At 42.8% G+C, this 13,794-nt stretch carries 15 protein-coding genes; 4 read left to right on the top strand and 11 right to left on the bottom strand.

The window, feature by feature from the left end; translation table 11 throughout:
• Positions 1 to 101 precede the first annotated feature (101 nt).
• The gene (locus HUJ21_RS21505; protein WP_291372723.1) at positions 102 to 1,010 is read left to right on the top strand and encodes a pyridoxal-phosphate dependent enzyme; all 909 of its coding nucleotides are present in this window, start codon (positions 102 to 104) and stop codon (positions 1,008 to 1,010) included.
• A gap of 194 nt (positions 1,011 to 1,204) precedes the next feature.
• Here HUJ21_RS21505 and HUJ21_RS21500 read toward each other — a convergent pair whose 3' ends face one another.
• From HUJ21_RS21500 to HUJ21_RS21465, 8 genes are all read right to left on the bottom strand, one after another.
• Complete coding sequence (locus tag HUJ21_RS21500; RefSeq protein WP_291372722.1) at positions 1,205 to 2,560, bottom strand: NAD(P)/FAD-dependent oxidoreductase; 1,356 nt, start codon at positions 2,558 to 2,560, stop codon at positions 1,205 to 1,207.
• Positions 2,561 to 2,590: 30 nt separating this feature from the next.
• Positions 2,591 to 3,877: a kynureninase gene (gene kynU, locus HUJ21_RS21495; protein WP_291372721.1), complete on the bottom strand. Its 1,287-nt coding sequence runs from the start codon at positions 3,875 to 3,877 to the stop codon at positions 2,591 to 2,593.
• 56 nt (positions 3,878 to 3,933) lie between these two features.
• Positions 3,934 to 4,446, bottom strand: a complete 513-nt coding sequence (locus tag HUJ21_RS21490; protein WP_291372719.1) for a 3-hydroxyanthranilate 3,4-dioxygenase — start codon at positions 4,444 to 4,446, stop codon at positions 3,934 to 3,936.
• A 176-nt stretch (positions 4,447 to 4,622) separates the two neighbouring features.
• The gene (locus HUJ21_RS21485) at positions 4,623 to 5,429 is read right to left on the bottom strand and encodes a DUF4382 domain-containing protein (protein ID WP_291372718.1); all 807 of its coding nucleotides are present in this window, start codon (positions 5,427 to 5,429) and stop codon (positions 4,623 to 4,625) included.
• 112 nt (positions 5,430 to 5,541) lie between these two features.
• Positions 5,542 to 6,864 (bottom strand): HAMP domain-containing sensor histidine kinase, encoded by a 1,323-nt coding sequence (locus HUJ21_RS21480; protein WP_291372716.1) that lies wholly within the window; start codon positions 6,862 to 6,864, stop codon positions 5,542 to 5,544.
• Between the two features lie 6 nt (positions 6,865 to 6,870).
• Positions 6,871 to 7,545 (bottom strand): response regulator transcription factor, encoded by a 675-nt coding sequence (locus HUJ21_RS21475; protein WP_291372714.1) that lies wholly within the window; start codon positions 7,543 to 7,545, stop codon positions 6,871 to 6,873.
• Between the two features lies 1 nt (position 7,546).
• Positions 7,547 to 8,389, bottom strand: coding sequence for a hypothetical protein (locus HUJ21_RS21470; RefSeq protein WP_291372713.1), 843 nt, complete (start codon positions 8,387 to 8,389; stop codon positions 7,547 to 7,549).
• Positions 8,390 to 8,428: 39 nt separating this feature from the next.
• Positions 8,429 to 8,848 carry a hypothetical protein gene (locus HUJ21_RS21465; RefSeq protein ID WP_291372712.1) on the bottom strand — a complete coding sequence of 140 codons (420 nt, stop codon included), beginning with the start codon at positions 8,846 to 8,848 and terminating at the stop codon, positions 8,429 to 8,431.
• A gap of 307 nt (positions 8,849 to 9,155) precedes the next feature.
• On the opposite strand from HUJ21_RS21465, the gene HUJ21_RS21460 reads away from it, so the two are divergent.
• Together HUJ21_RS21460 and HUJ21_RS21455 are read left to right on the top strand one after the other, a co-directional pair.
• Complete coding sequence (locus HUJ21_RS21460; RefSeq protein WP_291372711.1) at positions 9,156 to 9,935, top strand: hypothetical protein; 780 nt, start codon at positions 9,156 to 9,158, stop codon at positions 9,933 to 9,935.
• A gap of 216 nt (positions 9,936 to 10,151) precedes the next feature.
• Complete coding sequence (locus tag HUJ21_RS21455) at positions 10,152 to 10,760, top strand: thiamine pyrophosphokinase (RefSeq protein WP_291372710.1); 609 nt, start codon at positions 10,152 to 10,154, stop codon at positions 10,758 to 10,760.
• Here the strand turns inward: HUJ21_RS21455 and prmC are convergent.
• The 3 genes from prmC to HUJ21_RS21440 all read right to left on the bottom strand — a co-directional run bounded on the left by prmC (position 10,734) and on the right by HUJ21_RS21440 (position 12,437).
• Positions 10,734 to 11,603, bottom strand: a complete 870-nt coding sequence (gene prmC / locus HUJ21_RS21450; RefSeq protein ID WP_291372709.1) for a peptide chain release factor N(5)-glutamine methyltransferase — start codon at positions 11,601 to 11,603, stop codon at positions 10,734 to 10,736. The two genes, HUJ21_RS21455 and prmC, sit on opposite strands and share 27 nt — an antisense overlap.
• A gap of 136 nt (positions 11,604 to 11,739) precedes the next feature.
• On the bottom strand, positions 11,740 to 12,099 hold the full coding sequence (locus HUJ21_RS21445; protein WP_291372708.1) for a magnesium citrate secondary transporter: 360 nt from the start codon (positions 12,097 to 12,099) through the stop codon (positions 11,740 to 11,742).
• The gene (locus tag HUJ21_RS21440) at positions 12,099 to 12,437 is read right to left on the bottom strand and encodes a hypothetical protein (protein ID WP_291372707.1); all 339 of its coding nucleotides are present in this window, start codon (positions 12,435 to 12,437) and stop codon (positions 12,099 to 12,101) included. Before HUJ21_RS21440 ends, HUJ21_RS21445 begins: the two co-directional genes overlap by 1 nt.
• 64 nt (positions 12,438 to 12,501) lie before the next feature.
• On the opposite strand from HUJ21_RS21440, the gene HUJ21_RS21435 reads away from it, so the two are divergent.
• Positions 12,502 to 13,692 carry an RsmB/NOP family class I SAM-dependent RNA methyltransferase gene (locus HUJ21_RS21435; protein ID WP_291372706.1) on the top strand — a complete coding sequence of 397 codons (1,191 nt, stop codon included), beginning with the start codon at positions 12,502 to 12,504 and terminating at the stop codon, positions 13,690 to 13,692.
• Positions 13,693 to 13,794: the final 102 nt, after the last annotated feature.

Raw genomic sequence — 13,794 nt, 5'->3', positions numbered from 1 at the left:
TCAAACGAGTGAACCCTGAGGGTTTTTACTCCAAAAGCTTCAACTGTTGGTCAGCAGGTACTGCGGATTTATGTTATTATCAAATTATTGGATAATTTACTTTGAAAAAGCAATTATTGCCCTTTTACCAAACCCTTCAACTGCCTCTGCTCGGGGAAAAACAAGTACAGGTTGTCGTTAAAAGACTGGATCTTTTGCATCCGGTGATTCAGGGCAACAAACATTATAAGTTACTGCACAACATTCGGGCAGCTAAGGAAAGAGGATATGCCAAAATCCTGACTTTTGGAGGTGCTTTTTCAAACCATATCCATGCAACCGCTATTTCAGCTGCACAAAATGGCCTGCAATCCATCGGTCTGATCAGGGGCGAAATCCCAAGACCTCTCAATCCTACACTGGCTGACGCCGAAAATCAAGGCATGCAACTGTATCCCATGTCCCGGACGGATTACCGGGAGAAACAATCTCCATTCGTATTGGAACAGCTCAGGTTGAAATTCGGTGAAGTTTATATTATTCCGGAAGGAGGTACCAATGCCCTTGCCATCAAAGGTAGCCGGGAAATCCTGGATCCCGAAGATAAGCTAATGGATGTAGTGGCTGTTCCGATAGGCACCGGGGGAACTTTTGCCGGATTGCTGGCAAGTGCTTCCCAAAACCAGCAAGTGCTGGGCTTTTCGGCTTTAAAAGGAGCATTTATCCATCAGGAAATCAGCAAGCTTTTGGTGGATCACCAGATCAGGCCTTCTTGTTCTTGGGACATTCATACCACTTACCATTTTGGCGGGTATGGCAAATTCAAACCTGAATTGATCGCATTCATTAAAGAAATTAAGGAGACTTGCGGGCTTCCACTCGAACCATTATATACAGGTAAAATGCTATTTGGTCTAATGGATCTGATAAGGAAGGATGCTTTTCACAAAGGCACCCGGATTCTGGTCATTCACACAGGTGGCCTTCAGGGCATCAGGGGATTTAACCAACGCTTCAAAACCGATCTGTGATTTAAACCCGAAAGTAGGCATTAGCATTTCTACGGCGAACCTAAAACGCTTAAAAATCATTTGCTACACTTCCCATTACAAGTTCGTAGAGGTCGCTAAGCCTCACGCTCCAAAGTGACTGATTTTCCTGCGTATAAAGCCATTCCCGACCAAAGTCGGGAATGGCTGTCACGAACCCTGATGCATCGTCCGCTTTAAACAGCTCCTGCTACTACTACCTGATGCAGAATTTCTTCATAATCCAAACTATCCCAGTTTTGGGTGATCAGCGGATCACTCATCACCCGGTCCATTACTTTCTCCTGAAGCTTTCCAATGGCATAAGCTTCAGAATATTTCATTTCCGAGAATGTCACCATGCTGTACAGTGGCACCCATTCCTCAGGGAAAAGTTCATGTAACCTGGCTTCAATTTTTTTCCTGATCAGAAATTTGGGATCGGCCACATTATCGCTCATCTCCACAAAATTATCCATGGCCAACTGGCAGATGGCATCGGTATCCGGTTTCCGGCCCTTTTGGAATTTCCCGAAAACCAAGTCCCAGGAAGAGGTGCCATATTTGCCGATCAGCCCATCAAGAATGGAACAGTCTTCAAAACCACAATTCATACCCTGCCCGTAAAATGGCACCATGGCATGTGCTGCGTCTCCTATCAGCAAGGTACTGTTATCTGTCCAGGGGTAACATTCCGTATTGATCAACGCTGCTGTGGGATTTCGCTTGAAGTCATGCAGCAAAGTAGGCATCAAATTATACGCATCATTGAAATGCGTTTTGAAAACCTGTTCTACATCCTGCTCATCATGTATGTTTTCGAAACTGACTTTATACCCTTCAAAGGGTAAAAAAAGCGTACAGGTAAAAGATTTATCCAGGTTAGGAAGTGCTATCAGCATGAATTTTCCCCTTGGCCAGATATGTAAGGCATTCGGATCCATCGCAAAATCACCTTCCTGATTAGCGGGAATGCTCAGTTCCTTGTAGCCATGTGATACATATTGTTGGTTAAAATTAAAACGCAGCTGGCTTTGGAAAGCATTTCTAAGGGCGGAATAGGCACCATCAGATCCGATCAATACCTCTGCGGCTATATTTTTGGAAGAGCCATCAGCCAGGCTAAAGGTAACTTCCCTTTTGGCCACATTTACCTGCTCTACCTTATGTTGAAAATAAATGGATGCACCCTGCTCCTCAGCTTCATCCAGGAGTATTTTATTGAAAGCATTCCTGCTTATGGAGTAAATGGCCTGATTTTCCTTTCCATAGGGCTGGAAAAAGGTGTCTCCATGCTCATCATGAATCCTCCTGCCATACATGGGTTGCGTATAAGGTATAACTTTGTCTTTAATACCGGCTCTTTCCAGGGCTTTCCAACCGCGGTAACTTAAAGCCATGTTGATGGAACGGCCTTCTCCTGTGGTATCTACCTGTCGCCAATCTTGTCTTTTTTCATAAATGGCTACATCCAACCCTCTTTTCCTCAGGTAAATGGCCAAAAGGGAACCAATCAATCCTGCTCCCAGTAAGTTTATTTTTTCTTTCTTCATTGATTCAATAGGTTGTGAGAGTTTCTGATTTTACAGTCCCTCCTTCATGGATGATTGCACCATTTTACCGAAGGCAAAAACATCCTGAAAACTGTTGTACAAAGGTGTGGGGGCGAGTCTGATCACATTGGGATTTCTCCAATCGGCTACCAACCCCTTTGCCGTCCAGGAGTCAAATATTTCTTTGCCCGCTTTATGAAGAGACAAAGAAAGCTGACAGCCCCTTTCACTTGGTTTTGAAGGAGTTATCAATACAAACTCTTCTGGCCCACCAATTGTTTCACGAATAACAAACTCCAAATACCCGGTCAATAGTTCAGACTTGGTCCTTATTTTTTCCATGCCTGCTTCAGCAAAAATATCCAGTGATGCCTGATGCGCTGCCAGACCTAAAACAGGGTCATTGCTCAACAACCAGCCATCCGCTCCGGGCATGGGGTCAAAGGTTTTTTCCATCAAAAAGCGTTTCCCCTCATCATGTCCCCACCAACCTGCAAATCGGGGAATATTTTTGTCCTTGCCATGTTTTTGGTGGACAAAAATTCCCGAAACATTCCCGGGTCCGGAGTTGAGGTACTTGTAGCTGCACCAGGTGGCAAAATCCACTCCCCAGTCATGCATGGCCAGCGGCACATTACCAATGGCATGAGCCAAATCAAAACCCACCTTAATTCCATGAGAGGAGGCTTCCTTGCTGATGGCTTCCAAATCAAAAAACTGTCCGGTATAATATTGCACTCCAGACATCATCACCAAAGCCATTTCATCCCGGTGTTCCCGGATTTTTTCAAGAATATCATTTGTCCTGAGCAAATGCTCACCCGGTCTTGGGCTCATTTCTATGATGGCCTCATCCGGATGGTACCCATGGTAGCCTACCTGTGAGGCCAAAATATATTGATCTGAAGGGAAGGCCCCGGCTTCTGTAAGGATTTTAAATCGCTTCCCCTCTGGCCGGTAAAAGGAAACCAATAAAAGGTGAAGGTTGACACTCAGGCTATTCATGGCTACAACCTCCTCCGGAAGTGCACCCAATAAATTGGCCAGAATAGGCTTGGAAGGCTTTCGGGCATCCACCCAGGGAACAGCTCCCTCAAAATGTCCATCCACTCCTTTCTCTGCCCATTTTTTTAAGTCTTTTTCAATGCTTGCAGCGAGGGTTCTGGGCTGTAGCCCAAGAGAATTCCCGCAAAAATACAGGACTGGCCGGCCATTTTTTTCAGGGATATAAAACTTTTCCCGAAATTGCCTTAGTGGATCTTTTTCATCCATCTCCCTGGCAAATTCCAGACTTAAAACATAGGGTGCAGCATCCATAAATGGTAGGACAAGAAAAGGCTATTCAAAAAGAAAACAGGGTGTTTAGGGAGGGGTTATTTGCTCATTACCGTTCCACATTGCTCACAGGTGGTATGCTCAGGATTGGCCCAAAACCGGTCCATGATAGGGGGAAGCTGATTGACTATGTCCGTGATGGCCTGATATTCTTCATACAATTTATGCCCACAGTTTTCACAAAACCACAGAAAACCATCCTTTTCTCCAGGCTTGCGGTATCTTTCAATAACCAAACCCACCGTGTTGGCAGGTCTTCTGGGACTATGAGGGGTTCTGGGAGGCAATAAAAACACATCCCCCTCTTTGATGGTAATGTCTTTCATTTGCCCTTCATCCACCACTTTCAGGGTGATGTCGCCTTCTACCTGATAAAAAAATTCTTCTCCTTCATTGTAATGGTAATCCTTTCTGGCATTGGGACCTCCAACCACCATGACGATAAAGTCTTCGTTTTTCAGGTACATCTGTTGGTTCCCAACTGGTGGTTTTAACAGGTGTCGGTTATCTTCAATCCATTTCGTAAAATTAATCGGAGGGAGTATGGACATTACTTTATAGATTCGTTTTGATTGATTTATTAAGTTAACAAAAATAAACTTTTTGCATCCAAAACTAGGAATAAATAAAAGTTTACCAAAATCCCATTCCCATTTGAGTCAATAAAAAAGCCAGCCCAAAAAATATTCCCGGGCTGGACAATTAAAAGTGGTTTAAATTTAATTTGTTATTCCTCTTCCATCAAATCAATAGGCTCAAGTTGGGTAACCTCTCCCAATTGTGTGGATACATTAAACAAGGTATCTCCCAGGTACGGTTCGATGGGGTGAATCTCTACGCGATATTCTCCTTGATTAAGACCTTTCAGTATGAAATCTCCCTGATCATCCGTAAAAGTAGCCAAAGTGTCTCCATTTTGGATACCAAATACAGTAGATGAAGCAGCTAAAGGCGATACTTTTCCCTTGATACTGGCAGTGCCTTCTGCTACCACCCTGAGTACAGGCTTAAGGATATATTGTCCCGAATTTCCCGCCTTAACGATGGATTGGGCTGCATCAAAATCTAAAACTAGATCATATTGAATCCCTGCCAGTAATTCCTGATTCAGCTGAAGTTTCAGACCGGACTGTTGGGCACTTGGAGTGGATAAATCTATCCTGTCGCCGTCCTGCATGATATAGTTGTCGTTCCCCAATATCAGCCTGATCTGAGAAATATAGCCTGCAGGAATCTCCTCGGTACCTAAATTCAAGGCGTTCCCTCCGGTCAAGGTCAACAGGTCAATTTTTTTCTCCACTGACTCATTTTCAATACTGATCCAGGCAGATGCATCGTCTTCATCACTTCCCTGGGGTTGCACCTCCAAAGCCAGCACCTCTACCCATACTTCATCATAATCTGCCGGAGCATCGATTAAGGAAACGCTTAATCTGGCATTTCCATCCATCATACCATCCTGCTCATTACAGCCAACCAATATAAAAAAGGAAAGGATGGCTGCCACCTGTAATTTAATGTTTAATCTTTTCATGATTTTAAAAGTTTAAGTTTTACACTACAAGTATATCAGGGTAAAATGAAGTTTAAATGAAGTCCTGACCCTTTACCAGGTCAACACACATGACCCTCTGGATTTCAAGCTTTTAATTTATTGGAAAACAAAAAATAAATCTGGTACCAGAGGTATTGTTGGATTCCACCCGAACTTTTACCCCCAAAAAACCAGCAATTTTAAAAATTATCTGTAAACCAAATCCTGAACTTTCCTTTTTGGCATCTTTCAAAAAAACCAGACCGGCTGCCACCTGCTCCATCAATTCCTCGGAAATCTCAGGGCCCTCATTGATGACATGAATTTGGTATTCGGCCGGCTCCCTTTTTCCGATCATTTGTATGCTGGTGTTTTCATACGCATATTTAAGGGCATTTGACAAGGCATTTTGTACCATGATATGACAAAGGGATGCATTACTCTGCCTGAAGGCAAATTTATCCCGGATTTCCAAATGCAAATCGAGGGATCTCCCCTTTGCCAAAGCTTGCCATTCTTCAAATAACGCTTCCAATAAACCATCCAGGGAAACGGTCTCTGTTTTTAAAAATTGTGCGTTGTTGACCTTGGATAAAAGCAGCAGGGCATTGATAATCTTTTTCAACTTCTGAATGGTCTCTTGCATATCCATCAACCGCTCCATTTCGCGCGGATCCAAATTTTCATCGCCAAAAAAGGCCTCTATTTTGGTTTGTAATATCGAAACCGGAGTCCTGAGTTCATGTGAGGCATGGGAAATAAACACGCGCTCCTGATTGAAGGCCTTTTGTATTCTCCACATCATATCGCTGATGGCCTCATCCAGCATTTTAAAATCCCTGGTGGATGTTTTAACCGGCTCATGCATAAACTGCTGAGGTTCGTTAATATGGCTTATTTTATCCCTGATTATTTTTTTGAAAGGTTGTATCAGTCGTTTGCTGAAAAAATTGTCCAGAAAAAAGGAAGTGGCCAAAAAAGCCAGAAGCAAGGACAAAATAATCCCTGATATTAGATCGATAATCCGATTGATGGTTTCAAGACTTTTACCGATTTCCATCAGGTAAATTTCTTCTTCAAATGAAAAAACATAAGCGCAGACCCTGTAGGAAACGGTGACATTATCCAGAATTCTTTCTTCATTAAAAATACTATCCAGAAGAAAGGGTTCTTCCATTTTTTCCAAAAGCACATATTCCTCTCTCAGAATATTGTAACTGCCAAAACCACCCGGAGAATCATCCCCTGCAAAAAACTCATCCATCCCATCCTGACTGATAATATCAAGTATTTGATCCCTTTTATCTTCCAATTCTGCATCGATATCCTCTAGGGCAAAATATCGCAACAAAAATGGGCCGGTCATTAAAAAGAAAAGTAAAATGATCCCCTTCGCCAGGAGATTATACAATAACATTTTGGTGGATAAGTACATTTATGATCAGGTTTTGATCTTATAACCCACTCCCCGCACTGTTTCCAGCCATTTGACCGAAGCGTAGCTGCCCAATTTCTTCCGGATGTTTTTAATATGCACATCAATATAGTTGGATTGGTAATCGTCCTCCATATGGTCTCCCCAGATGTGTTCGGCCAGTTGAAAACGGTTAATCACCCTGTTGGGGTGAATCAATAAAAAGTGCAGCAGGCTAAACTCCTTTTTAGTTAAAAGAATTTTTTCGCCCTGGAATGCTACCATCCAACTGTCCAGGTCAAGTACAAAACCTCCAATTTTGATCTCCTCCTTATTCCAGCCACTTTTTCTCCTTAGGATAGCCTGCATTCTGGCTTTTAATTCCAAAAAGGAAAATGGTTTTGAAAGATAATCGTCGGCTCCCATTTCCAATCCCCTCACCCGGTCATCAACATCCGCCCTTGCGGTCAATATGATGACAAGTGCGTGTTTTTGGTAGGTTTTGCTCTCTGCCAACAGGTCCAGGCCATCTCCATCCGGCAGGCCAAGATCCAGAAAAATAAAATCATACTGGTTGACGGCCAGTGATTCTGAGGCTTCAGCATATGTGGAAGCCCAATCACATACCATTTGCTCTTTTCCTAAATACAATACCAGCTCCTCAGCCAGTAATTTTTCATCTTCAACTAAAAGCACCCTCATCCTAAGCTCCTTTTCTCTTTAACGGAATAAAATAATAGAATTGGCATCCAAACACCATTCTGGTGGTGGAGGCATCAAAATCTGGAGTATTCCCTGGAACCACCAGCCTGCCCTGCAATTCCACAGTCCAGTTTTTAAATTCAAAATTAATGGGGATTTCCATATTCCAGGCCAGGAAAACGACAGATTCAGGGGTCTCCGGGTTTACCCCCTGATATTCCTCAAATTCTCCCAAATAATAAAAGTTGTTCGTTCCAAAAGTAAAAGAAATGGAGGGTTCGAAAGAAACCGTAAGGACATTGAACAGTTTTTGGTCAAACTCAAAATACCTGGAATGTTTGGATACAATAAACAAATCCGGTTTTTCATTCCATAAGGCCTGGGCCTGAAGGGTGGAATAAAGGTAATTCCAATCCAGACCAAAAGTCCCTTGTAAAAGGCCCATATTCTGGATACCGGTAATATTACTGTCTTCAAATATAAAAAACTGGGAATAACTCAAATTCATATCCGTTTTGAAAGACAGATCGGTCTGGTATCCTGCTGTAATGCCGTATTGAAGGGGCACAGTTTGCTCCAAAAATTTAAATACGGAAGCGTTGAGGAACCAGCCTGTGTTGGCATAATACATCACATCAATATTGGCCGATGGAATTCTCCTTCCGAAATCCCTGCCTAAAAAAGTAAAGCGGTCATTTACTTTTGAATTAAGAATAATAAAATCAAAAGTCTCTTCAGCCTGCTTGGACGGCAAAGTGTCGTTTTCCTGCCCAATTACTTTCAATGTCAGAAAAATTGCCACTATTACCAAAGCAAAAAAACGATAAAAACTTTCTCCTCTCATTCTTTCCTTTACCTCAAAACAAACCCAAATGAAAAATATTTACATCCCTCTCGGCTTCCCCGGAATTCGTGGTGTCCCCTTTGGTCCCGGGGTATTGGGCCGGGGTGTCACGGGCCTGACTACAGGTGGGGTAGGCCTGGCAGCCGGTACAGTAATGGAGGGTTTTACCGCTCCGGCAGGGTTATCCACTCCTGCAGGCCCCTTTCTCCTGGCTTCACTGGAGATTGTTGTTCCGGGATTTGCTTTCGATTTTTCGGAAGCACCTTCATTCGCCTTACCCATTTTTTGATTCACCACACCTCTTCTCCTGGCGGCACTGCTGATACTGATACCTTTTTTTTGCCCCTCAGGATTTGCTTTCTCCACCACCGGAATTTCCTGGCTTTTATTTTCACTGGATTGGCCAAAAACGTCCTGAAGGGAAAATAAAAGTAACAATAAAAACATTACCTTTTTCATATAAATCAACTTTTTATAATATCATTATCGAATTTTACAGAATAATAAACCATACAATTCGTTTTTATTCCCCAAATCTTTCCAATTAAAGGTGAAGTAAATACATGAAAATGAAGTTTAAATGAAGAAATAAATTATAAGCATAATTTTAAATTAGTTACCAGAGAACTTGCCCCTCCCTCATCATCAAAACTTCATTTATACCATTTAGTTTAGCCTCATTATTTAATGATTTTTAAAACGTTAAACAGTTTAAATTATGAAAAAGGTTGTTTTATTTGCGTGTTAATTAGGTTTAGGCGCTTTGATGAGTTCTGAGAACGATATCGATCCCCCCAATCAGACTACTTTTAATGGATCAGCTGTAAAAGGTAATGTGGCTGGTGCTAAAGTTGATGTGTATGCCTACAGTTCCACTGGTACCAGGGGGGAGCTATTATACTCCACCATAACTGATGCAAAAGATAGCTTTGATGCATCCATGAATTACCGGGGAACTATAGAAATTATTGTGAGTGAAGGGAAGTATTTTGACGAAGCTACCGGGGTTCTTGTCCCTCTGGGTGACAGCAAATTGCGTTTGGTTACCAAAGCAGATGAAAACACCCAAATGGCAGGCGTAATTGCACTTACTACAGTTACCGCAGCTTATGTAGATGCGCATGCCTCATCAGGTCTGGAAATAGCCATCAAAGCGACCAATGAGAGAGTCGCCGATGCTTCTGGATTAAAAGGAATTGATAATTCAAAAGAAATTCCAGCAGATTTATCAGTGGAATCTGAAGCAATAACCAAAGCCCAAGCCAAATATGGAGCTGTGCAGGCCGGATTATCGCAAATTGTGAAAGATAGTGATCTTTCACCTGATCAATTGTTAATTCTGGTACAGAAAATTGCAGAAGATTTCTCTGATGGAAAAACTGCTACAGGTATTTTGGAAATTAAATTAAATCTGGCTCCTGTTCAGGCTATGATTGGACTTAATGCTGGCATATCAAATTTTTTGAGCAGTCCGGAAAATGTGAGTTCGCATAGTTCTATGTCGATTGGAATAAACGTTCCGAATGCTGCAAGTCAGGGCGGCTGATTTCAGGATGTAAAGTTCTGGACCATTCTGAATGAAAATCAACAAAAATGGGGAAAACCAGACGGGCTTCCCCATTTTTGGTTTTTATAAGTTGCTACAACTTTTTTTTACAATTGTTGCTGCTGGCGGAGGTCAATTATTTTAAATTAGATTTTATATTGGTAGGAGGAGAAATTTAAAACCTTTTATCACTTTCAAGAAAATTCAACCTTCAATATGTCCTCTCATCATTTTGTAAAAGAACAACAGGAACCCGCTCTATTGATACTGACACTGGAGGGATGGGATTTAGCTACGCTTCATTCTCTGTTGGAATGGGTGCCAACAATAATCGTTAGCCAGGAAACGGTGTTCAAAATGTTGTCTCTGGGAATAAAAGTGGATATTATTTTGGCAGACACGGATTTTCAAAAGGAGAATGATGTGCTTTTGGAAGAACAATTCCCGGTGAAGTTTGTGACGGCCGGGGGGAGCAGGTATATGGAGGCTGGTTTAGAATACCTTGTCCAATCCGGACACCACGCCGTCAATATCCTGGCTTATGATCCTTTTGATGCAGATAAATTAACCCCTTATCTACCTTTACTGGACATCGTATTTTTCAAGAATGGGCTCAGGTATTGCCCTGCAAATAAAGGATTGATCCAAAAATGGCTTCCCAAATCAGAAATTAAGTTACATGGGAAGGAAGGGCAAAAGATCAGGCACGAAACCCGGAACAGCACCACCTGGATACTCCTGAAATCCGTTGACCATTTACATGTAGCAGAAGGTTTGCATGGATTTAAAAGTGAGCAATTATTCTGGCTGGGAACCAGCATTTAAGCAAGTTGGTTTTCTTCCCCATACCACCCGGTCCTTACCCATCAAATCTTGATAAACCCGCACTTCTTCCAAACCGGTCCCGGACATCAAATCTGACACTTCCTTTCCGAAGGTTTCATTGATTTCAACATACAGGTATCCGCCGGGATTTAGGTAATGGCGGGCATGCCGGGCAATGGCACTGTAAAACCTCAGGGGGTCATGGTCGGGAACAAAAAGGGCCGAATGAGGTTCGTGGGCCAGTACATTTTGATGCATCCCCCCTTTTTCCTGCTCAAGTACATAGGGTGGATTGCTTACCATGATATCCACCATTTCCAAGGGCAAATTGGTGTCCAACATATCCGCATGGAAAAATCTGACCGAAGCATCCATTGCTGCTGCATTATTCCGGGCCATAGCGAGGGCTTCAGGACTGATATCCAAAGCCTGCACCTGCGATTCCGGCCACTCCAGGTCCAGGGTAATGGCGATACAACCAGAACCTGTGCCCAAATCTAATATTTTCAGCTTGCCTGAATGGTTGGCCAGAATAAGGTGTACCAATTCCTCTGTTTCGTTTCTTGGCACCAAAACAGCCGGGCTTATCTGAAAGGTCCTTCCATAAAAAGGGGCTTTTCCAAGCACATATTGTATGGGCATGCCTGCTTTTAATTTATCCAATGCCAGTTCCATTTCGCCGGGAATAAAGGGCAATTCCCTATCCAGCAAAAGGTCTTTTCTTTCACATCCCAGAAAAGCTTCAAAAAGCCAAAAAACCAGGTTTCTTGCTTCCTCAACCGGATAACTGCCGCTTAGTTCGGTGCAGTACTGCTTATAAATTTCTCTCAGTGGTATGCCCATGTGCCAGCAAAATTAATCAGTTTACTATTCATGTGTCTATAATTTGTTCTTTAATGGCCACATGCCCGCCCGGCTGACTCCAGTCGGACGGGGAATCTCGCATGCGTTATAATCATCCCACTGTTTGACGTTCTCATCATGCTCGATTTCTGTTGATCAAAAAATAGAAATAAACAGTACCTACAAGGTAACATCCCACATCCCAAAAATCCCTGGTATAGGTGGAAGACCAGATTGGCAGTAATCCTTCAAACAAGATGCTGAAGTAAACCAAACCAACCATTACCTGTACCGGGGTAAAAACAAACCCATTTTTTAAAGGGTGGATCCAGCGGTAGATTTGAAGTGTTGTCCCCAAGACCACCGGCATGGCCATTAAGTCATCGAAATAACTGTGCAATATAGGAATGAAAATTTCCTGAACCCTTTCCAGGTATTGATTTGCCCAGAAAAGCAAGGCTGGTAATAAGAAGTAGGGGTTTTTAAGGATGGACATTATCCGGGCAAAGCGGCAATCAGCCAGGCGATAAAAGTAATAATTGATATATAAATGGTATAAAAGAAATTACCTGCCTTTTTCACTCCTTTTACAAATTCACTGTCGGTTTCCTTGATGTAAAAGACCCACTGTTCTTCATTCGCTTTTACCTGGGATGCCCTTTTTTCCTGAAATTCCAAGTCTGCCCCTCCCAGGGTATTGCCGCAATGCTGGCAGGTGTCTGTTAAATTTTGGTTCCAATCGGACCATTTCCCGCAATGGGGGCATTTTTTTTCTCCCATAATGGCAAAAGTACCAAAATCCTGCAAAATATCTGCCTTTTCCTTCCCAGGCAAAAACCAGCTTCACCTTTCCTGCATATATATTTACCTATATTTGTATTTTAAAAGAAAGATATTTATGAAGCTTTTCCCGAATACGGTGAATGGGGTAGTCAAAGCCCTGGAGGACATTTTTGACAACAACCAATATGCCGATAAGGTAATTGAGCGGGTGCTGAAATCCAATCCGAAATGGGGTGCCAGAGACAGGGCCTTCATTGCAGAGAGTGTTTATGAGATAGTTCGCTGGAAACGTCTTATTCAATACCTGAGCCCGGGTGAGGATTATTACAAGTGGTTTGGCACCTTCTGGACACTTCAGGAGAGAACACTACCTGATTGGAAGGAGTTTAAAGGAATAGACAAGCAGAAAATCAGTAAGAAAAAAGAAAAAATCACCCAAAGGGCCCTATTGCAATCCATCCCCGATTGGCTGGATCAGCTGGGCGCAGAGCAATTGGCAGACAAATGGGAGGAGGAGCTGACCAGCCTCAACCAGGAAGCTGAGGTAGTTTTACGGGTAAATACCATTAAAACCAATAAGTCACAACTCAAGGCAAAATTGGAAGAACTGGATATTTCCACGCATGCTATCAAGGGCTATCCTGATGCCTTGGTATTGCAAAGGAGGAAAAATGTATTTAGAACCCCTTTGTTCAAAGAGGGCCTGTTTGAGGTTCAGGATGCCTCCTCGCAAATGGTGGCTGCTGCCCTGGAGGTCCAACCCGGTATGCGGGTCATTGATGCCTGCGCAGGTGCCGGTGGAAAATCCCTGCATTTGGCTGCTTTAATGGAAAACAAAGGCAGAATCCTTGCCATGGACCTGGAAGCCTGGAAGCTTAAAAACACCAAATTAAGGGCAAGAAGAGCCGGTATATCCATTATTGAAACCAAACCCATAGAAAGCAGCAAAACCATCAAAAGATTACATGCCAGTGCTGACCGCCTGTTACTGGATGTCCCTTGTTCCGGGTTAGGGGTGCTCAAAAGAAACCCCGACACCAAATGGAAATTGAGTCCGGAGTCGATCGCCAAAGTGCAGGACATACAACGGGATATCCTTTCTCAATACCCCTCCATGTTGAAACCCGGCGGTATTTTGGTTTATGCCACTTGCAGCATTTTACCCTCAGAGAACCATTTACAAGTAGCCGCATTTCTAAGCAGTCCGGCAGGTAAATCCTTTGAACTCCTGGAGGAAACTCAAGTCCTTTCCCATGAAAGTGGCTTTGATGGGTTTTACATCGCCAAAATGATAAAAAAAGCATGAAATCGACACGATTAAAATCATCATTGCCCTGTGTGGTTAATGATGATTTTAATCGTCAAAGATTCCACCGAAAAAAATACGGTGCTGGCAATGTGGGTTTTA

It is taken from the genome of Cyclobacterium sp. (assembly GCF_014762705.1).
GTDB lineage: Bacteria > Bacteroidota > Bacteroidia > Cytophagales > Cyclobacteriaceae > Cyclobacterium.
This window is presented reverse-complemented; position numbering and strand designations above follow the sequence as displayed.

Excerpts from the sequence above, each read along its gene's own strand:
- HUJ21_RS21470 (WP_291372713.1), bottom strand. The coding sequence starts at position 8,389 with ATGAGAGGAGAAAGTTTTTATCGTTTTTTTGCTTTGGTAATAGTGGCA.
- HUJ21_RS21465 (WP_291372712.1), bottom strand. The coding sequence starts at position 8,848 with ATGAAAAAGGTAATGTTTTTATTGTTACTTTTATTTTCCCTTCAGGAC.
- HUJ21_RS21460 (WP_291372711.1), top strand. The coding sequence starts at position 9,156 with ATGAGTTCTGAGAACGATATCGATCCCCCCAATCAGACTACTTTTAAT.
- HUJ21_RS21480 (WP_291372716.1), bottom strand. The coding sequence starts at position 6,864 with ATGTACTTATCCACCAAAATGTTATTGTATAATCTCCTGGCGAAGGGG.
- kynU (WP_291372721.1), bottom strand. The coding sequence starts at position 3,877 with ATGGATGCTGCACCCTATGTTTTAAGTCTGGAATTTGCCAGGGAGATG.
- HUJ21_RS21455 (WP_291372710.1), top strand. The coding sequence starts at position 10,152 with ATGTCCTCTCATCATTTTGTAAAAGAACAACAGGAACCCGCTCTATTG.
- HUJ21_RS21435 (WP_291372706.1), top strand. The coding sequence starts at position 12,502 with ATGAAGCTTTTCCCGAATACGGTGAATGGGGTAGTCAAAGCCCTGGAG.
- HUJ21_RS21485 (WP_291372718.1), bottom strand. The coding sequence starts at position 5,429 with ATGAAAAGATTAAACATTAAATTACAGGTGGCAGCCATCCTTTCCTTT.
- HUJ21_RS21490 (WP_291372719.1), bottom strand. The coding sequence starts at position 4,446 with ATGTCCATACTCCCTCCGATTAATTTTACGAAATGGATTGAAGATAAC.
- prmC (WP_291372709.1), bottom strand. The coding sequence starts at position 11,603 with ATGGGCATACCACTGAGAGAAATTTATAAGCAGTACTGCACCGAACTA.
- HUJ21_RS21445 (WP_291372708.1), bottom strand. The coding sequence starts at position 12,099 with ATGTCCATCCTTAAAAACCCCTACTTCTTATTACCAGCCTTGCTTTTC.
- HUJ21_RS21500 (WP_291372722.1), bottom strand. The coding sequence starts at position 2,560 with ATGAAGAAAGAAAAAATAAACTTACTGGGAGCAGGATTGATTGGTTCC.
- HUJ21_RS21475 (WP_291372714.1), bottom strand. The coding sequence starts at position 7,545 with ATGAGGGTGCTTTTAGTTGAAGATGAAAAATTACTGGCTGAGGAGCTG.